Raw genomic sequence first — 18,823 nt, 5'->3', positions numbered from 1 at the left:
CTGACAGGCCATTCATCCATTCAGGGCTGCGCTCGAGCGGGCGTCAGTCCCAGCGGTGAGCGCAGCGTCAGCGCATCCAGGCGCAGGCCCACGGGAAACTTGTTGGCATCCAGGCCCGCATCACGCGGCGCGATGGGCGGCGGCCCCTTGAGGGTCAGGCTGAAGCTGCCGTCGCTCGCGATCAGCGCGGCGGGCACCTCGACCTCGAAGCGCTCATAATTACCGCTCACCGGCCAGCGCGTGACGGTCTGCTCCCCGATCATGACTTCCACCGGCAGCGCGGCGGCCGAATCCGGGAAACGTGACAGCTCAAGCGCCACGACCACGGCCTGCGAGCCTGCCGGCGAGACCTCGGGCGCGACCCGCAGGCGCAAGGTGACCTCCGCCAGCCGCGCACTGACCGGCACGTCTGGCTGGGGCGAGTAGAAACCGGCCCACAGCACGCCGCAATTGCCCAGCGGCTCGCCCTTGCGGACGGGATAGCGCTCACCCGGCGTCAGTACCGGCACCTCGCCCATCGGCCGGTAACAGGTGGTGGCATGCTCGATGAAGTAGCGCCGATAGTGATCATCGACCCTGGGCGTGCGCGCCAGCCATAGCAGGGTGAGTTCGAAGGCCAGCACCACCACGGTGGCCAGCAGCCACCAGATCCGCTGGCTGCGGCGCGAGCGTGGCGCGCCATACAGGGCATCAGACGAGCCAGAAGACGGTGTCATACCAGTTCTCCACCAGCCAGAGATTAGCGAGCGCGCCCAGCATGACCAGGCCCCAGGCCAGCGTGCGTGGCAGACGAGTGAGCAGGTCATGCAGGGCCAGCACGAACACCGGCATGCCGATCATGTAGCGCGGAATGGCGTCCAGCCCGGTCGCCAGCGGTACGAACAGCGTGAAGCCCGCCAGCCCCATCTCCAGCCAGCGCCGCTGCAGGCCCAGCCAGCCGATCAGGCCGACACCGACCAGCGCCATGCTCGCCTGCCACGCCGGGCGCAGCGTTTCCGGCGCGCTCTGCCAGTAGCTCAGCCCTTCAATGAGGTTGCTGAGGGGATTGCCCATCTCACGGCCCCAGGAAATCTGCACATGGCTGAAGGCCAGCGCATCGCCCGTCCGGTGATAGAGCAGCGCCATGAACAGAAACAACCCCAAGGGCCCCGCCACGCCGATCAGCAGCCAATCGGGCCGCCGCCACAGCTCGGCGCAGGCGCGCAGGCGCAGGCGCGCCACAAGCTCGATTCCCATCGCGATGACCCAGAACACCCCGGTGGCGCGGGTCATCGACAACAGCAGTGTCCAGAGCATCACGCGACCTGTGCGCTGACAGCGCCAGTCGATCAATGACGCCAGGCACAGCAGCCAGAACAGTGACTCGGAATAGAGCGCGCTGAAATAGAAGCTGTACGGCATGCTGGCCGCCAGCCACACGAACAGCAGCAACGGCGCACCGGGGCGCGTGATGGCCAGATAGCGACAGCCCAGCCCCAGCGCCACGGCCAGCAAGGCATTGCTCAGGAGCACGCCCATCAGCTCGGGGTCCAGCTGACCGCCCAGCGTCACCAGCCACAGCAGCGCCGGATAGAGCGGGAAGAAGGCCCAGTTGGCGGCGTCGCCATCGCTCATGCCGCGCGCCTCGACATCGTAGCCGCGCGTCATGATGCCCTTGAACCAGCTGCCGTCGAACTGCGCCATGGCGTGCAGATAGCTGTGATCGCCCCACAGCGCGATGGCGAGCCAGACGGCGCGCGTCACCAGCAGCGCCAGCAGGATGTGCCCCCAGGGAATGCTTACGGCCTGCGCCCGCGCGAGTGCCTCAAAAGGGGGCGGCGTCTCGGCCGCCAATGTCTTGAGGCGCTCCCCCAGCGTCGAGCGCGGCCCTGCGGTGACGCTGTCATTCATGCATGGTCTTCCTTGAAGGCCCACAGCCGTGAGGCCAGATAGGTCACGATCGGCACCGAGAGCGTGGCGATCGCGATGGCGACAAAGCCCGACAGATCCAGCCCCTGCATCAGCACTGCCAACAGGCCATTGTTGAGCGCAAAGCCGCCCGCCGCGACCAGCCCGAAGCGCCAGGCACTGCCCTGGCGCTTGAAGGTCAGCCGCCGGTGGCCGACCAGCGAGACCTGAAAGGCCACGCAGAAGGCAATGATATTGGCGATGAACTCATTGAGCTGCGGCCACAGGAACAGCAGCAAGGCGGCGACGCCCAGGTGCACGCCCGTCGCGGCCAGCCCGACCAGCCCGAAGCGGGTCGCGGTGCCCGCCTCCTCCCTGGCGCGCGCAGTGACTGGTCTGTCGGACTCGCTGGCGCCCTCACGATCAGCGCTCAAGTGATTCACCTCGCGCCGCGTCGCGTGACGCGCCGCGCACGACCCGCGCAGTGCTCAGGCCGCTGTCGAGCCCCCTGTCCGGTGACACGCTGCCCAGCGGGCTGTCGTGCAAGCTGTCATGGTCGATCAGGTAAAGCGGACGCTGCTTGGTCTCCATGAACAGACGACCGAGGTATTCGCCCAGCACGCCGATCGAGATCAGCTGCATGCCGCCGAAGAACAGGATCGCGACCATCAGTGAGGCATAGCCCGGCGCATCGGCGCCGAACAGCACCGTCTTGCTGATGATCACCAGGATATAGAGGAAGGACAGAGCGGCGACGACACTGCCGATATAGGTCCAGACCCGCAGCGGCCAGGTCGAGAAGCTCACCACGCCATCGAGGGCGAAGTTCCACAGCTTCCAGTAGTTGAACTTGGTGGTGCCGGCCGTGCGCGACGGGCGCTGGTAGGTGACGCCCACCGAGCGATAGCCGGGCCACGAGAACAGGCCCTTCATGAAGCGGTTGCGCTCGGGCAGGCGCCGTAGCGCCTCGACGACGCGGCGGTCCAGCAGGCGGAAGTCGCCCGCATCGCGCGGTATCTCGGTGAAGGTCAGGCGGTTGAAGACGCGGTAGAACCAGCCTGCCGTCTTGCGCTTGGTGGCGGTGTCTTCATTACGCGCGGCGCGTACGCCATAGACCATGTCGTAGCCGGCCTGCCATTGGCTGATGAACTCGAGAATCACCTCCGGCGGGTCCTGCAGATCGACATCCATCGGCACGATGGCATCGCCACGCGCCTGCTCGATGCCGGCGGACATGGCCGCTTCCTTGCCGAAGTTGCGTGTCAGGCTCAGGTAGCGCACGCGGGCATCGCCGGCCGCCGCGGCCTCCAGACACGCCAGGGTGCCGTCGGTTGAGCCATCATCGACGAACAGCACTTCAAGATGCGGCACCTGCGAGCCCAGGGTCTTCTCGATGGCCTCCAGAAAGAGACCGATGGTCTCCTCCTCGTTCATCACCGGCACCACCAACGACAAGACCCAGTCACCGGAAAGGCGGCGCGACATGTCGCGGGGGATATGCCCCGACGAGGTCGAGGACTGCCGGCCAGACGCCTGGCCGCAGGATGCATCAGCTGAGGACCGCATGGTATTTCCTCCATCGAGAGCCCCGTCATTCATGCACGCCAGGGCATCATCATCTGACAAGGTGAGAGTGAAGAGGACACAGGTGCTGCACCAGCGGCTTACCAGACACTCTCCCGCTCTCGATCGGCGCCTCTCCTCCCTCCGCTCCATTACCTCTTGGGGCCGAGGGCGACGAATACAACGCAGCGTCAATGCGGATGGCGGCCAGCGCGAACCGGTCTGCCAGCTGCAAGAATCCGTGAAAGCCCCGCACAGCGCCAGAAATCGGCAAGGGCTTGCGAGGGTCCATGAACGCGACGCCACCTCGCTGCGTTATAGAGCCTGCGGCCTCAACAAGTAAAGCCTGAATCACTCAAGGGCTCGCAAGCCATGCCCTTGAGCCATGCCTTTAGCCCTAAACAAACACGGCCGCTCCAGGGAGCGGCCGTGTTTGTTGATGTAATGAATAGAGCCTGCGCAATCGCGTTACTGGCTGGACGCGAGGGTCACCAGCGTGATGAGCAGAAGACACCAGCTCAGCGGCGCCCCCAGCAGCCAGGCGCGGGTCGCATGGCGCGGCACCAGGCCGACGCCATGCGTGAAGCCGGCGCCCAGCCCCCACAGCGCGACCAGCAACATCAGATAGCGCGGCCCTGTCTGCATCGAGGCTATCGCATCCGGCCCCAGCAGCATCCAGATGGCCACCATGGCAGACAGCAGCAGCGAGGCCAGATGGGCAGGTCGAGTTCGGCACCAGGCCGGTGGTCGTGAGGCGTACCAGGGTCGTGACATCGAGCTCTCCTTGATCGGAACGGTCAGCGGCGCAGAAGTAACGTTGGGGGCCGCCTCACTCAATCATCGTCAAAGGTGTGGGTCTGCTCAAGCCACAATGCATTGATGATGCCCGCGAAGCAGGCCAGCAACACACCGAGAATCCAGGCGAAATACCACATGGTGTCGTCTCCTGGCGAGGGCACTGCCCTCGCCTATTGATAGCAAATGGGAGCAATTGGCTCAGCTAGCTCAACTCAATTCAGATCAGCTCAACTCAGGTCAGCGCACCTCAATACAGGCTGTGACCGTCCTGCTCGATATGCGCGACGGTGACGCGACGCCACATCTTCACGTAGCACCAGGTGGTGTAGAGGATGATGGTCGGCACCATCACCAGACCCGCCACGGTGACGATGGAGAGCGTCAGCTCGCTGGAAACGGAATCCCACAGCGTCAGGCTGGCCTCGCTCATGCGTGAGGACGGCACGATGAACGGGAACATGCTGATGCCCGCGGTGGCGACCACGCCCCCTACCCCGACGGAGCTTGCCGTGAAGGCCGCGCCGCCCTTGCGCCGGGCCGACAGCACCATGGCGGCCAGCACACCGACCACCGCGCTGAGCGGTGCCAGCAGCGTCAGCGGCTCACGTGCATAGACATCCAGCCAGCTGCCCGGCCCGACCTGCTTGTCGAGCAGCTTCAAGGCCGAGGCGGTATCGCCCATCTGATCGATGCTGTAGCCCATGCCGGACAGCCACACCCACAGCCCGCCCAGCGCGAACAGCCCCAGCGTCAAAAGGCCCAGCGGCTGCACCAGACGCGCGCTGCGTGCGGCGACGGCCTCATCGGCACGCGCCACCAGCCAGGTGCCGCCATGCAGCATCACCATCACCACGGACAGCGCAGCGCACAGCAAGGCGAAGGGGTTGAACAGGCCCAGGTAGCTGCCGGCGTAGCTGGCACGCATGAACTGATCGACTTCCAGCGGCACGCCCTGCAGCAGGTTGCCGAAGATCAGCCCGAAGAAGGCGGTGGGAATCAGGCTGCCGGCGACGATGCCGCGGTCCCACCAGCCACGCCACTGGGTGTTCTCGAGCTTGGAGCGATAGTCAAAGCCCAGCGGGCGGAAGAACAGCGAGAACAGGATGGTCAGCATCGCGAAATAGAAACTGGAGAACACGGCGCCGTAGACCACCGGCCACACCGCGAACACCGCGCCGATGGCGGTGACCAGCCATACCTGATTGCCATCCCAGTGCGGGGCCAGGGTATTGATCACCACACGGCGCTCGCTGTCATTGCGGCTGACCAGCGGCATCAGCATCGCCGCGCCCATGTCCATGCCATCGGTGATGACGAAGCCGATCAGCAGCAGCCCTACCGCCACCCACCAGAACAGCTTGAGGATCTCGTAATCCCACATGATCCGTTACTCCTTGAATGACAGCGAAGGATTGAGTGACATGCCGTCATCTTCGGACATGGCGCCATGGTGGATGCCGCCGCGCTCGAAGTGATAGCGACCGGTGTGCAGAGAAGACGGCCCCTTGCGCGCGAAGTGGAACATCAGCCACATCTCGATGACGAAGAACAGGCTGTAGAAGGCCAGGAAGCCACCGATGGACCACCACAGGTCGGACTCATCCAGACTCGAGGCCGCCATGAAGGTCGGCAGAATCTCCCCCACCGCCCACGGCTGACGCCCGAATTCGGCCACGAACCAGCCGGTTTCCACGGCGATGAACGGCAGCGGGATCGACAGCAGGCAGATCCACAGGAAGGGACGCACGTCGAAGCGCTGCTTGGCGGTCATCCACACCGCCGCGATGAAGATCACCAGCATCGCCATGCCGCAGGCGACCATGATGCGGAACGAGAAGAACATCGGCGCGACCGGCGGAATCGAGTCGGCGGCGGCCTTGTCGATCATCTCCGGCGTGGCATCGGAGGGCGTCTCGACGTAGCGCTTGAGCAGCATGCCGTAACCGAGATCATCCTTGACCGCATCGAAGGCCTTGCGGGTCGCGATGTCGTCCTGGCCATCACGCAGCTGCTGGAGCAGGTCATAGGCCTGCATGCCATTGAGGATGCGTCCGCGGTGCTCCTCGGTCAGCTCCTTGATGCCGGGGATCTCGGTATCCAGCGAGCGCGTGCCGATCAGGCCCATCACATAGGGAATATGGATGCCGTAATCGGTGTGCTGGGTCTCCTCGTTGGGCAGACCGATCAGCGTGAAGGACGCCGGTGCCGGCTCGGTTTCCCACATCGCCTCGATGGCGGCCATCTTGGCCTTCTGGACATCCCCGACCTCGTAGCCGGACTCATCGCCCAGCACGATCACCGAGGCCACCGAGAACAGGCCGAAGGCGGCGGCGATGGCGAAGCTGCGCTTGGCGAAGCCCAGATCACGTCCCTTGAGCAGATAGAAGGCGCTGATGCCGAGCACGAACATGGCGCCGGTCACATAGCCGGCCGACACGGTATGCACGAACTTGGCCTGGGCGACCGGGTTGAAGATGACATCCGCGAAGCTGGTCAGCTCCATGCGCATGGTCTCGAAATTGAAGGCCGCACCGACCGGATTCTGCATCCAGCCGTTGGCAATCAGGATCCACAGCGCCGAGAAGTTGGAGCCGAAGGCGACAAGCCAGGTCACCATCAGGTGCTGACGCTTGGTCAGGCGGTCCCAGCCGAAGAAGAACAGGCCGACGAAGGTGGATTCCAGGAAGAAGGCCACCAGGCCCTCGATGGCCAGCGGCGCACCGAAGATGTCGCCGACGTAATGCGAGTAGTAGGCCCAGTTGGTGCCGAACTGGAATTCCATCGTCAGGCCAGTGGCCACGCCAAGGGCGAAGTTGATACCGAACAGCTTGCCCCAGAATTTGGTCATGTCCTGGTAGACCTGCTTGCCGGTCATGACATACAGGGATTCCATGATGGCCAGCAGGAAGGCCATGCCGATGGTCAATGGTACGAACAGGAAGTGGTAGAGCGCGGTCATGCCGAACTGGAACCGCGACAGCTCCACGACGGTATCGGAGATCATGTCTTAACCCCTTTGCGATAAGGCGGACGGCCAGGCTGCCGTCCCTGCATGCGCTTGCCACCGACGTCGGACGGACACATCAGGCCGACTCTCGCCGGCAAGCACACAGGCAATGGCACCGTAGCACCAAGACCTTGGTCGACATTGTCTACCCTCCCGCGCCAGTCTCCAGATGTCAGGTTGTCGCACTCACCGGCCGAATGTCGCACCCGCCACCTCCGCCAAGTGCCTATTGTCATTGGACAACTCCGCTGCAAGCCGCATGGATGCTGAAGCGACGGGCCTCGCTGGCCTGGCGCCATCTCAACGCTGACTCTGCGCACCCCTGCGCGCGCTGCGACCATCGACCACACTGCGACGTTGCACCACGCTGCGACCGACTGGCGCACCCCAGCGGCGCCAGGCGCCGCGCAGCAAGCCATCACGCCCCCGCGTCATTGACGCGGTGGGAAGGAGAGTTTTGTGCCGCAGGCCTGTCACTCCCCCAGCAGGCTAACTATCATGGCCAGTCATCGCAGCGCTCACCGACAAGGACTGCCAGTGAACGCTTACCGCCTATCACCCGAGACCGTGATTCCTACCTGACATGACGCATCGCTCCCCCATTCATCCCTCTGCTGGTCACACCGCCACCACCAGCCCCAGCGCCACGGCGCCGCGCGGCCACGGCGATTACTGCGAAGCCGGCCTCGCCCGCCTGCTGGAACAGCACGACCTCAATAGCTTCGATGCCCTGTGGCAAGTGGCAGCCCACGACGTCGACGCGCCGAATCGTGAACGCGGCGGCGTCTCGACGGTTTCGCTGCTGACGCTCGAGGATGAGGACGGCAACAGCCATCGCCTCTATCTCAAGCGCCAGACCAACCACCTGGGCCGCAGCCTGGCGCGCCCGCTGGGCGAACCGACCTTCTCTCGCGAATGGCGTGCCATCCGCCACTATCACGCGCTGGGAATACCGGCAGTGGACGCCGGCTGGTACGGCGAGCGGCGCGCAGGCCGGGAATGGCGCGCCATCCTGATCACCTTCGATCTCGCCGGGCGCGATGATCTGGACCACTGGCATGAACGCTGGGCGGAACTCGATGCCGGCATGCGCTCTCAGGTCATCACCGCCAGCGCCCGCCTCGTGCGCGAGATTCATCAGGCTGGCCTGATGCATGGCTGCCTGTTCCCCAAGCACCTCTTCCTGAGTCGCCCGCCGAGTGAGTCGCCGGCCAGCACCTGGCAGATGGACGCCGTCATCATCGACCTCGAGAAGACGCGCCGCTTCGTGCTGCGCCGCCACGAGTGCCTGCGCGATCTCTACGTGCTGTGGCGCCGCCTGAAGGGCTGGCAGCACGATGAATGGCGACAATTTCTTGCCGTCTATCGCGATGCGGATGCGCAGAGCGCCGAGGTCAGTCAGTGGCTGAAAGAGCTGGAAGCACGCGCCGCACGCAAGCGTCGCTGAGCCTGCAGAGGCCGGCGACGATCTTTGGCGTAGTGAGTACTAACCTCGCGCACGGCATGCGACCAAGGTCTTGGTCACCTTGCGCGAGGATGAATGGGGATGTCGCTCGAATGCGTCATCACAAGTCTCACTCGTGAGACATTAAACTTCCCTGAAATAATCGGTAACATCCGCTAACAAGACGCCTAATAAGTTTTCAAACAACGTTCTAAAAAAATGCTTGCCAAACAGAACGCTGTTTTTTATAGTTCGCAGCGTCCCCTGATCGACGCAGCCACGTAGAGCACACGGCCCAAGCCGTAGGGTAGCGAGGCACTGCTGACAGGCAGCTCACGAAGCCAAGCTTCAAGGAGAACTACACATGAAAGCTATCAAGATCCTGACCGCTACTGTTATCGCCGGCACCATGGCAATGGGCGCACAATCCGCCATGGCATATGGCAAGGGTGACATCTTCCTGCGCGGTGGCGTTGCCAAGGTCGACGGCAAGAGCAACAACGGCAACGGTCTGATCGCCAAGGACGAGTCTGGCTTCGCCGGTTCCGTGGGCTACATGTTCCACGACAACCTGGCCATCGCCCTGCAGTCCACTGAAGAATTCAGCACTGACTGGGAAAACAGCGCCGGTGGTTTCGATCAGATGCCGATCAACCTGATGCTGCAGTACTACCCGCTGGGCGGTACTGAAGCCCGCGTCCAGCCGTACGCCGGTGTCGGCCTGAACTACACCCACTTCTCCGGTGAGTCTGCCGGTGGCCAGAGCATGGACATCGACGACAGCTACGGCGCCGCTGCCGAGCTGGGTGTGGACCTCAAGATCACCGAAGCCTGGGCCGTCAACGGCTTCGCTCGTTACGCCGACGTCAAGGCCGATACCAAGATTGCCGGTCAGGACGTGAACGACACCGAGCTGGACCCGGTCACTGTCGGTGCCGGTGTCACCTACCGCTTCTAAGTTCTTGCACGAGGCGTGAACATGCCTCCAGCGAGTACCTTGCAAGCCGTGTGATGCCGCATCATTCACTAAAGCGTCAGCGATGGAGCTCGGCAACGTCGAGCCGTCCAGGCGCCAGATGGGCATCACACACAAACGCCGCAGACCTTCGGGTCTGCGGCGTTTTCGTTATGGGCAGCCAACGGCTACACGGCGGATCTTCGCCGGCGCGGCGCAGAAATTGACCTGGATCAACCACGCCCCTGACCGAGCAAGAACGCCCGTAAACTCTTGCCCCAGATCAAATTTCTCGAAATTCGGCTACCTAGAATGAGGGCATTGTTTCCCGCCATCCTTGAGGAGCCATCATGTCCGACGTCGTCTCTCGCTCAGCCTCCCTCCCCGCGCACCTGACTTCGCGCAGCCCGCGCTCTGCGGTACGCCCGTGGCAGATTCTGGCACTGGCAGGCCTCACCGGCCTCGCGATGCTCGGCGCCGCACCGGCCATGGCCGCCGACTCGCTGAATGCCAACTCTCACAGCTCTCACAGCTCTCTCAGCTCTCTCAACTACGGCGCCGGGCAGTTCTGGACGCGTGCGGGTGTCGCCAAGGTCTCGCCGAAGAGTGACAACGGTCGCATCGATGCCATCGGTGCCGACGTGGATGTCGATGATGACAGCGCCTTTGCCTTCACTCTCGGCTATCGCTTCACCGACACCTTCGGTATCGAGCTGCTGGCGGCGCAGGATTTCGACCACGACATCTCGCTCAATGGCCAGAAAGCCGGTTCCGTCGATCACCTGCCGCCGACCCTGACACTGCAGTACTACCCGCTTGGCGGACGTGAGTCGCGCATCCAGCCGTACATCGGTGCGGGCGTCAACTACACCCACTTCTCCGATGAAACCCTCGACGATGGCACCAAGCTCGAGATGGATGACAGCTGGGGCGCGGCCGCACAGATCGGCGTCGATCTGGTGATCAACGAGCACTGGGCGGCCAACGTCGCCGCCTGGTATCTGGATATCGATTCCGATGTCACCGTGGCGGGCAGCGTCAACGACAAGGTCGAGATCGACCCCATCGTGACCATGGCCGGGATCAGCTACCGCTTCTGATCAGCCACTTCCTGGCTAGCGCTTCTGACTGGCCAGAAACGACAACGCCCCGCCAGCCCAACTCGGGCCGGCGGGGCGTTGTGCTTTGTACTGAGTGCGTTGTGAGTTGTGCGCTCGACACGCCTCAGCGCGAGGCGGCCTGCCCGCTGTTCGTTGCCGAAGCCTTGGAAGTTGCTGTAGCTGTTGAGGTTGAGGGCGTTGAGGGCGTTGAGGGCGTTGAAGGCGAAGGCGGCGTGGCGTCCTCTGCCGGCGCCTTGCTCACCTTGCCCGGACGCGGGCGGTCCAGCACCAGTCCCAGCACCACCAGTGCCGCGCCCGCCACCATCAGCGCGGTCCACTGCTCATCGAACAGCCACCATGCCATCAGCGCGGCACACGGCGGCACCAGGAAGAAGGTGCGCGCGACCTGATGGGCCTCGCCCCGCTCCAGCATCAGCATCAGCAGCCAGATGGCACCGACCGAGATGGCGATCACCAGCCAGGCCATGGTCAGCAGCAGACGCGGCGTGGGGTCAAAGGCAAAGCTGCCGACACTGGTCGCGGCGACGACGAACACCGCGCCCGCACCGAGATACTGGAACATCAGCCCCTCGACCAGCCCCATGCGCCCGGAGACCCGCTTCTGCCACAGCGTCGAGCTGGACACGCCGATCAGCGCCACCAGGCACCAGACGAGGCCGATCAGCGGCCACTCCAGGGTACCCGCGCCGTCCTTGGCAAGCCCTGCCCCCAGCACCAGACTGACGCCGATGGCGCCACAGCCAAGCCCCGTCCACTGCTTGGCGCCCAGACGCACGCCGAACAACGGCAGTGACAAGGCCGCCGTCACCAGTGGATGCAGGCTGACCAGCAGCGCCGTCAGGCCCGCCGGCAGCCCCGCCTTGACCGCCGCGAACACGCCGCCCAGGTAGGCGCCATGCAACAGCATGCCAATGCCCATCTGCGCCAGACGGTCGTTGCGCCGGCCCCACTGACGCGGCTTGCGGCGCAGCCACAGAATCACTCCCAGCACCGGCAGCACCAGCAGGCTGCGCACCAGCAGCAGGGTGAAGGGTTCAGCGTCCAGGGTACCGAAGCGCGCGGCGATGAAGCCGCTGGCGAACAGAAACACGAAGCAAAGTGGCATCCACATCACGCAGACTCCAGCGAGAGAAATGACAAGCGGTCGGCCCGGGGGCAGGTGCAGGACGTGCACCGACGGGACCACGACATGAGCCTTCAGCTTGCCGCGAACCCTCAAGGGGGCACAAGATACAGATAATCACCAATTCAAGGGGTACAGACAGGCATGTCATCCGCCGAGCACGCTTCGTCCGCCAGCCGCCCTTCGCTTGCCGGCGACGCCATCAACTCAACCACCAGCTCAGGCGCCACTGCCGCGACGCTGCCGCGCTATCAGCAGCTGGTCGAGCGGCTCAAGGCCCAGATGGCGACGGGCAAACTGAGCGCAGGACAGCGCCTGCCTTCGCTCAGGCGGCAGGCGGCGCAGTCGGGGCTCGGCCTCAACAGCGTGATTCGTGCCTATGGCGAGCTGGAGGCGGCGGGCCTGATCATCGCCGAACCGCGTGCCGGCTATCGGGTCGCGCCATCGACGCAGGCTGCTCACGCCCCGGATGCCCTGAATGGCGCCCTGAATGGCGGCTCACAGACCAGTCCGACTTCATCACGCCATCCCGGCGAGTCGCAGCACGGTCAGCGGGAGGCACATCACAGGCCGCGTGCCATCACCACGCTCACCATCAGTGACCCGGCCTGGCAGGCGATGGCAAATGCCAGTGATCCACGCCTGGCGCCGTTGGGTGCCGCTCATCCGGAGCTGGACGCCCCCGCCGTGCGTCGCCTGTATCGTCTGGCGCGCACTCAGCTCGGGGCGCATGCCCAGCATCCCAGCGCCTATGCCCTGCCGCCGGGCTCGAGCGCGCTGCGCACTGCCATCGCCCAGCACCTCAGCCACCACGGTCATCCCTGTGACAGCGATGCCCTGTTGATCAGCCAAGGGGCGCAGCATGGCATGTCACTGCTGCTCGGCCAGCTGCGTGCCGCCAAGGGCCGCTGTCGGGTCGGCGTCGAAGCGCCGGGCTATTTCGGTATCGTGGCCGCCATCGAAGCCCAGGGCCATCAGGCGATCGCCATTCCTGCCCGCGCGCACCAGGGACTGGATGTCGAGGCGCTCGAGCGCCTGCTCGAACGTCATGATGACAAGACGCCCGCCCTGACGCTGGATGCGCTGATCGTGACCGCGGATGGCCACAATCCCCTGGGCGGACAGCTGAGCACGTCAGATCGCCACCGCCTGCTGGCACTGGCGGCCCGCCACGCCATCCTGCTGGTCGAGAACACCACCTTTGCCGAGCTGAGCTTCGATACCCGCCAGCCGTGGCTGGCCGACCTCGCCCACCGCCATGCCGACAGGCCGATGCCTGCGCTGATCAGTCTCGGATCATTTTCCAAGACGCTGGACCCCCGCACCCGCTGCGGCTGGCTGTGGCTGTCACGGCCCGAGCAGGATTCACCACTGGGGCTGCAGGCGATGATTCGGGCGCGCTGGGCCAATGGCATGGGCGACATGCCATGGATGCATGCCGCCCTGAGCGAACTGATCACCAGCGGGGATTACGGTCGACACGTACAGCGCATGCGACGCTGCTATGCGAGGCGCCTGGAGCGTCTGCGCGCGCACCTGAGCGCAGCGCTGGGTGACAGCGTCTGGCTGCCGCCACCGAGCGGCGGCTATCTGCAATGGTGTGGCCTGCCAAGCCTTGAGGCGCGCCAGCTTGAGCAGTTGCATCAGGAGCTGCTGAATGCAGGCATCGCTACCCTGCCCGGCAGCCTGTTCAATGCCGAACAATCCGGCCTGCGTCTGAATGCGGCCCAGCTCGGCGAGGAAGTGACGCAGAACGCTGCGCGGCCCTCTGACACGACTCCCCGCCAGCAGGACATACTGGCGCGCCTCACTGCTCACCTGCAAAAAGCCCTCGCACAGGGCGAGGGCTGATTGAGATGCGATGTCTGAATTTCCTTATGGCACAGACTTTCAGGCCATGCGCAGCGCCTGCTCGCGGCGGCGCGCCCACACCTGATTGATCACCAGTGCCGCCACGATGACCGCCCCACCCAGCGCCAGACGCGCCAGGTCGGCGTCGCGGTTCCAGATCAGCAGATTGACCAGCAGGCCCGCCGGCACCAGCGCGTTGTTCATGATCGCCAGCGTGCCGGCATCGACCCGGGTCGCGCCCTTGTTCCACAGGAAGTAGCCCAGCCCCGAGGCCACGATGCCCAGCCAGCCCAGCACCACGAAGTGCACCGGCTGCGACGGCAGCTTGTCGGTACTGCCGAACAACAGGAACATCACGATCACCAGCGCCAGCGCGCCGAGATAGAACCAGCCGAACACATGGCGATGGGCGACATCCGCCGGCAGCTGCGGAGCGACCTGACGGTAGGCCACCTGCCCGATGGCAAAGCACAGATTGGCGCCCTGCACGACCGCAAAGCCGAGCCAGAAGCCGTCACTGACCCCGTCATAGCGAATGATCGCCGCACCCAGCACCGCAATCGCGGCGGTCAGCAGGTAGAATGGCGACAGGCGCTTGTTCATCAGGTCATCGAGCAAGGTGATGTAGATAGGCGTGAAGATGGTGAACAGCAGCACTTCCGGCACGGGCAGCAGCAGGAAGGAGCGATAGAAGAAGATGTACATCAGGCCGAGCTGGATCGCGCCGATGGCCATCAACTGGAAGCGCAGACGACCACTGATCGCACGCGGGCGCATGAATGGCGCGAAGATCAGGCAGGCCAGCGCGATACGCGTCAGTACGGCCAGATAGCTATCGACCTGACCGGAGAGATAGACGCCGATCAGGGAAAACGAGAAGGCCCAGAGGGCCGTGACACCAATCAGGTAGGACATGACGAGTAAACCCGGTAGCCAGAAGAAGTTGACACCAATTGTAACCCTCTATGCGCTGCTCGCGCAGATCCGCCGGCTGGATTTTTCGTCACGCTCCGGCCCGGCCTCGCGCAATGCCTGGTCTGGCCAGGGAAGCGGCGAGGTGACGGTCTCTCGAGAAGCCGCTGCTTTCCCTCATGACGGGGCACGGCAAGCGGCTCAGCAAGAGGCGGAGAGCGTGGTATTTCTCGAGCAGGGCCAGTTCCAGCTCGAGGACCAGTCATCCAGCGTCAACTTCCACAACCGCTATCGCTGGCAGCTGGCCGCGGATGGTGAGGCGCTGTCGCTCAGTCATGAGCGTCGTGGCCGCGATGCCGCCGTCTTCCTGTTCGACCTGGTGGCCGACGGCGCTCAAGGCGAAGATCACTTCGTCAGTCGTGAAGCGCATCTGTGCATCGATGACCTCTACGCCGCCACGCTGGTCATCGAGCGCGATGAGGCGGGCAATGCCCTGGGCTTTGATCTCGACTGGCGCATCACCGGCCCGCGCAAGGATGAACACCTCGCCTACCGCTATCGCTGCTGAGCGCGACCAGTATCTGACATGAGCGCTGTCGGCGCATGACGGGGGCGCTGGCAGCACATGAAAACGCCGCTGACGAATCACTCCGTCAGCGGCGTTTTTGCTCTGGCAGTCGATACTGAAAGTCGATCTTGGCAGCCGATCAGGCCAGCAGACGCGCCTTGAACCACTCACCGATCGCCTCGATTTCCTCGAGACACACGGCGTGCGCCATCGGCCAGGTCTGCCATTCCAGCGGATGCCCCAGCGCACGCGCACTCTCGGCGCCCGCCTCACCCAGTGCCAGCGGTACGATATCGTCGTGGGTACCGTGATGGACACTGATGGCCAAGCCCTGATTGGCGGCGCTCGGCGCAATGGTCGCGCTGGTCGCGAAATAGGTCGAGAGCGCCAGCAAGCCGCCCAACGGACGCTCGCAGCTCAACGCCGCCTCATAGACCACCGCGCCGCCCTGGGAGAAGCCGGCCAGAATGATGCGCTCACTGGCGATGCCCTGGGCGATCTGCTCCTCGATCAAGGCATGCACGTAGGCTGCGGATTCACGCAGCTGCACCTCATCGACGCGCCGCCCGAGATTCATCTCGAGAATGTCGTACCAGGCCTGCATGCGCATGCCGCCATTGACGGTCACGGCCAGCTCCTGTGCATGCGGGAAGACGAAACGCACGCCGTGATTCTCGGGCAGACCCAACGCAGGCACCACGGGCACGAAATCACTGCCGTCAGCACCCAGGCCGTGCAGCCAGATCACGCAGGCATCCGCCTGGGCGCTCGGCTCGATGATCTGAGGGGCACGGTGGCCATGCTGCTGTGATGCGTCACTCATATTCAGCTCCGGTCGGTAAGAAGGGGAATGCCGCCCAGCCTACCATTGACGCCGTCATCTGCCATGCGATGAGGCTGGCAATCTCACCATGAACAGGCAAATTGCCCTGTCACTCGACGCCAGCCAGCCTCACCAATGCCATAAACGCCATGATGACAGAATATCTTCAGCACCCGTCGATCAAGGGTTCTGTCAATCAAGGGTTCCGTCAATCAAGGGTTCTGATGCTATTGCAGAATGTCGGCCAGTTCGTTCACATCCTTCACGACATGATCGGGCTTCTTTGACAGCGGGAACAGGGCCTTGCCCGGGCGGGCGATGAACGTGGTCTGCAAGCCCGCCTCCTTGGCGCCCGCGACATCCCAGCCATGTGCCGCGACCATCATGGCTTCCTCGGGTTCGACATCAAGCTTGTCCAGCACCCATTCATAGGAACGCAGGTCCGGCTTGTAGATCTGGATATCTTCAATGCTGTAGCGCGCATCGAAATACGGCAGCAATCCCGCGTTTTCGAACTGCGCCTGGACGCCCTTGTTGGACGAGTTGGTCAGGCTGACGATCTTGTAGCCTTCAGCCTTCAGCCTGGCCAGACCTTCCTTGACATCAGGGTGAGGCGGGAGTGTCAGCAACGGGGTGATGATGGCCTTCTTCGCCTGCTCATCCGTCAGTTCGACACCGTTGTTCTGCGCGACCACCCGCAACGAAGCGACACCGATCTGCCCGAAATCGTGGTAATCCCGGGTCACGGTAGACACCAGAGAATAATGCAGCATGGTCGAGAACCACAGGGGCAGCAGGTCTTCTCTGCCCCCCAGTGCCTCGCCGACGGAACTGCGCATCGAGGCAAGATCCAGCAGCGTTTCATTGACATCGAAGATCAGCACCTTGGGCTTTTCGACGACATCACCCGCCATCACACTCCCTGACATCAAACCAACACCCAACACCAATGAACCTGCCACTTTCTTGAGTTTTCCGCGCACCATCATGGGCCTCCACTTGATTGATATCATGGCATCCTGCCTCGGGCTATCCGACATGCAGGCCGGCAATCAACAACGTTTAATCACCGTGATTCATCATGACATCCATACAGTGAACTGCCGATGAATCCTTACGAATTACCTGGAAAACCCTCAGCATATTGCGGTCATCAAGCAAGGTGCCGTGTACAGAGTCGACCAACCACTTGCTGCGCCCTTCTAGAATCCGGGCATAAAAAAACCCGCCATGGTGGCGGGCAACGAATGTCGGGACAGCGACACCCAGGACAGGAAAGCGTTTGAGAAAGGGTTTTGCCACCGGGTCGTTCAAGTCAGGCTGGTGGAGGGGCCCAAAGCCCTTGCTCAAGCGTTCTGCTCACTATCCAAGTGTCTCTACGTCTGGGATATTTCCTTTCGCTTTCCCTGAATGTCGGTAGTCACTGGCTTGCGCATCAGTGCCTACGCTTTCGATCGTCGCTGCGCGGTGATTCAAGCAGCGGCAATCAAATCACAGCGCTTCAATTGTTTCGCAATGACAACTTGCGGCATGAAGTCATGTGAAGCGTGTCATGTGAACCGAGTCGTGTGAACCGTCAGCATCGAAAAATCAGCGATGATCGGCGTCGATATCGACTGCACCATGCACATCACTATCGGCAAACACATTGCCACGACTGGTGATCAGAATGTCAGGATTTGCGGCGTAGCGCTTTTCGCTCTTCTGATAATCACGCACTTCGCTGTGAATGCCGTGAGATTGAGCGCTATTGAATCGCGCGTTACTGCTGTCATCAGTGCTGATATCGGCACTGGCCAGACCACTGGTGGCGAGGGCAAACGCTGCCAGGCCGTGAGTCATGAATGACTTGATCATCTTTCTATCCTCCGTTCATTTTCACTATCGAGTTGCCATGAAGTGACACATCATTGATCACTTCATGTACTGCGTATACCCAGGCGGGATATCTATCAGAGTTGATACTTGATATTACCCACGTGAACAATTATCAAAGACTATCAACAAGCACTACCCACAAGGATGCGGCTTACGATGGCGCGCTGTTCAGGCTTGCCCATGGCGGGACCCTTCTACGTCATCGTATTAGGCACGGGGCGTCGCTGCGTGGGATGACTCCCGACAGATACCGGCCATTTCAGGAAGGGTCAGACTGTCGTTGCACTTCGCGGCGAGGTATCACCTGGCGATAAGAGTCAGTGACACTGCTTTACGACTGGCTTGTTCACGCTTTTAGATCGTCAAGCTCTAGCTGCTTAAAACTCTTGCTGCTGCTCATGACGACACTTGCTGCGGGGACACTTGAGTCAGTTGCTGCTATGCGTAGTCACGAATCAGAGCGGGGCTCAGACAACCTGAACCAGACAATCTGGCTCAGACGCTTTCGCTCAGAGCATGCTGGACGCGAGTCGCGGAAACGCTCTTGCCAGCATCGTTGACGAATTGCTGTGAGTCAGACGCCAGGGTCTCGCGCTGACCTTCGATCGCAGCATCGTTCAAGGAGCTTTCGACACGGCCCGCAGCAACGCTCATGCCGGTATCGGCAAAGGTGGCTTGCTCGGCGGCGGCGGACTGGGCCTGGCCGTGGATGCCGGATTCGCTGAGCGCAGAGCGTACCTGAATGTCAGCGACGCTGTCTGCAAAGGCAGCACCGGTGGCAGCAACGGAAAGCGCGGTGGCGGCGATGAGGGTATTGAGCATTTTCATGAAATATCTCCAGTGAAATCTTTGTTCGGGTCAACCGGGCCAACTGGGTCAAAAAGGTCAGCCAG

Annotated in this window: 19 protein-coding genes; 5 read left to right on the top strand and 14 right to left on the bottom strand. The window is 63.0% G+C overall.

Going from position 1 to position 18,823, the window contains the following annotated elements:
- Positions 1-20 precede the first annotated feature (20 nt).
- The 8 genes from R2R70_RS03225 to R2R70_RS03190 form a co-directional block, all read right to left on the bottom strand.
- Positions 21-716 carry a hypothetical protein gene (locus R2R70_RS03225; protein ID WP_410977247.1) on the bottom strand — a complete coding sequence of 232 codons (696 nt, stop codon included), beginning with the start codon at positions 714-716 and terminating at the stop codon, positions 21-23.
- Complete coding sequence (locus R2R70_RS03220; RefSeq protein WP_410977246.1) at positions 691-1,890, bottom strand: hypothetical protein; 1,200 nt, start codon at positions 1,888-1,890, stop codon at positions 691-693. Before R2R70_RS03220 ends, R2R70_RS03225 begins: the two co-directional genes overlap by 26 nt.
- Entirely contained in the window at positions 1,887-2,321 is a 435-nt protein-coding gene (locus R2R70_RS03215) for a GtrA family protein (protein WP_410977245.1), read from the bottom strand. Before R2R70_RS03215 ends, R2R70_RS03220 begins: the two co-directional genes overlap by 4 nt.
- The gene (locus R2R70_RS03210) at positions 2,311-3,453 is read right to left on the bottom strand and encodes a glycosyltransferase family 2 protein (RefSeq protein WP_410977244.1); all 1,143 of its coding nucleotides are present in this window, start codon (positions 3,451-3,453) and stop codon (positions 2,311-2,313) included. Before R2R70_RS03210 ends, R2R70_RS03215 begins: the two co-directional genes overlap by 11 nt.
- 465 nt (positions 3,454-3,918) lie before the next feature.
- Positions 3,919-4,224, bottom strand: coding sequence for a cyd operon YbgE family protein (locus R2R70_RS03205; protein ID WP_082388798.1), 306 nt, complete (start codon positions 4,222-4,224; stop codon positions 3,919-3,921).
- A gap of 59 nt (positions 4,225-4,283) precedes the next feature.
- Positions 4,284-4,385, bottom strand: coding sequence for a cytochrome bd-I oxidase subunit CydX (cydX, locus tag R2R70_RS03200; RefSeq protein ID WP_024951692.1), 102 nt, complete (start codon positions 4,383-4,385; stop codon positions 4,284-4,286).
- A gap of 110 nt (positions 4,386-4,495) precedes the next feature.
- Positions 4,496-5,629 (bottom strand): cytochrome d ubiquinol oxidase subunit II, encoded by a 1,134-nt coding sequence (cydB, locus tag R2R70_RS03195; protein WP_209443815.1) that lies wholly within the window; start codon positions 5,627-5,629, stop codon positions 4,496-4,498.
- A 6-nt stretch (positions 5,630-5,635) separates the two neighbouring features.
- Positions 5,636-7,252 (bottom strand): cytochrome ubiquinol oxidase subunit I, encoded by a 1,617-nt coding sequence (locus R2R70_RS03190; RefSeq protein ID WP_054556794.1) that lies wholly within the window; start codon positions 7,250-7,252, stop codon positions 5,636-5,638.
- A 586-nt stretch (positions 7,253-7,838) separates the two neighbouring features.
- On the opposite strand from R2R70_RS03190, the gene R2R70_RS03185 reads away from it, so the two are divergent.
- The 3 genes from R2R70_RS03185 to R2R70_RS03175 all read left to right on the top strand — a co-directional run bounded on the left by R2R70_RS03185 (position 7,839) and on the right by R2R70_RS03175 (position 10,754).
- Positions 7,839-8,702, top strand: a complete 864-nt coding sequence (locus R2R70_RS03185; RefSeq protein WP_063124274.1) for a lipopolysaccharide kinase InaA family protein — start codon at positions 7,839-7,841, stop codon at positions 8,700-8,702.
- A gap of 361 nt (positions 8,703-9,063) precedes the next feature.
- On the top strand, positions 9,064-9,657 hold the full coding sequence (locus R2R70_RS03180; RefSeq protein WP_054556795.1) for an OmpW/AlkL family protein: 594 nt from the start codon (positions 9,064-9,066) through the stop codon (positions 9,655-9,657).
- A 347-nt stretch (positions 9,658-10,004) separates the two neighbouring features.
- Positions 10,005-10,754, top strand: coding sequence for an OmpW/AlkL family protein (locus R2R70_RS03175; protein ID WP_410977243.1), 750 nt, complete (start codon positions 10,005-10,007; stop codon positions 10,752-10,754).
- A gap of 124 nt (positions 10,755-10,878) precedes the next feature.
- Here the strand turns inward: R2R70_RS03175 and R2R70_RS03170 are convergent, their stop codons facing one another.
- Positions 10,879-11,886 carry a DMT family transporter gene (locus R2R70_RS03170; protein ID WP_410977242.1) on the bottom strand — a complete coding sequence of 336 codons (1,008 nt, stop codon included), beginning with the start codon at positions 11,884-11,886 and terminating at the stop codon, positions 10,879-10,881.
- 156 nt (positions 11,887-12,042) lie between these two features.
- Between R2R70_RS03170 and R2R70_RS03165 the strand changes: the two genes are divergently transcribed.
- Complete coding sequence (locus tag R2R70_RS03165) at positions 12,043-13,749, top strand: PLP-dependent aminotransferase family protein (protein ID WP_410977241.1); 1,707 nt, start codon at positions 12,043-12,045, stop codon at positions 13,747-13,749.
- A 39-nt stretch (positions 13,750-13,788) separates the two neighbouring features.
- Here the strand turns inward: R2R70_RS03165 and R2R70_RS03160 are convergent, their stop codons facing one another.
- On the bottom strand, positions 13,789-14,664 hold the full coding sequence (locus R2R70_RS03160; RefSeq protein WP_043335420.1) for a carboxylate/amino acid/amine transporter: 876 nt from the start codon (positions 14,662-14,664) through the stop codon (positions 13,789-13,791).
- Here R2R70_RS03160 and R2R70_RS03155 point away from each other — a divergent pair.
- Entirely contained in the window at positions 14,663-15,229 is a 567-nt protein-coding gene (locus R2R70_RS03155; protein ID WP_410977240.1) for a DUF6314 family protein, read from the top strand. The genes R2R70_RS03160 and R2R70_RS03155 overlap by 2 nt on opposite strands.
- Positions 15,230-15,368: 139 nt before the next feature.
- Here the strand turns inward: R2R70_RS03155 and R2R70_RS03150 are convergent, their stop codons facing one another.
- From R2R70_RS03150 to R2R70_RS03135, 4 genes are all read right to left on the bottom strand, one after another.
- Positions 15,369-16,052 carry an alpha/beta hydrolase gene (locus R2R70_RS03150; RefSeq protein WP_410977239.1) on the bottom strand — a complete coding sequence of 228 codons (684 nt, stop codon included), beginning with the start codon at positions 16,050-16,052 and terminating at the stop codon, positions 15,369-15,371.
- A gap of 227 nt (positions 16,053-16,279) precedes the next feature.
- Positions 16,280-17,092 carry a haloacid dehalogenase type II gene (locus tag R2R70_RS03145; protein ID WP_410977238.1) on the bottom strand — a complete coding sequence of 271 codons (813 nt, stop codon included), beginning with the start codon at positions 17,090-17,092 and terminating at the stop codon, positions 16,280-16,282.
- Positions 17,093-17,642: 550 nt separating this feature from the next.
- Positions 17,643-17,909 (bottom strand): hypothetical protein, encoded by a 267-nt coding sequence (locus R2R70_RS03140; RefSeq protein WP_192837887.1) that lies wholly within the window; start codon positions 17,907-17,909, stop codon positions 17,643-17,645.
- Between the two features lie 516 nt (positions 17,910-18,425).
- A complete protein-coding gene (locus R2R70_RS03135; protein WP_410977237.1) occupies positions 18,426-18,758 on the bottom strand; it encodes a hypothetical protein in 333 nt (110 codons plus the stop codon).
- Positions 18,759-18,823: the final 65 nt, after the last annotated feature.

Origin of the sequence: Cobetia sp. SIMBA_158, from assembly GCF_046566945.1 — a bacterium.
Lineage (GTDB): Bacteria > Pseudomonadota > Gammaproteobacteria > Pseudomonadales > Halomonadaceae > Cobetia > Cobetia amphilecti.
The sequence above is the reverse complement of the archived record's forward strand: the minus strand, read 5'-3'. Positions and strand labels throughout refer to the sequence as shown.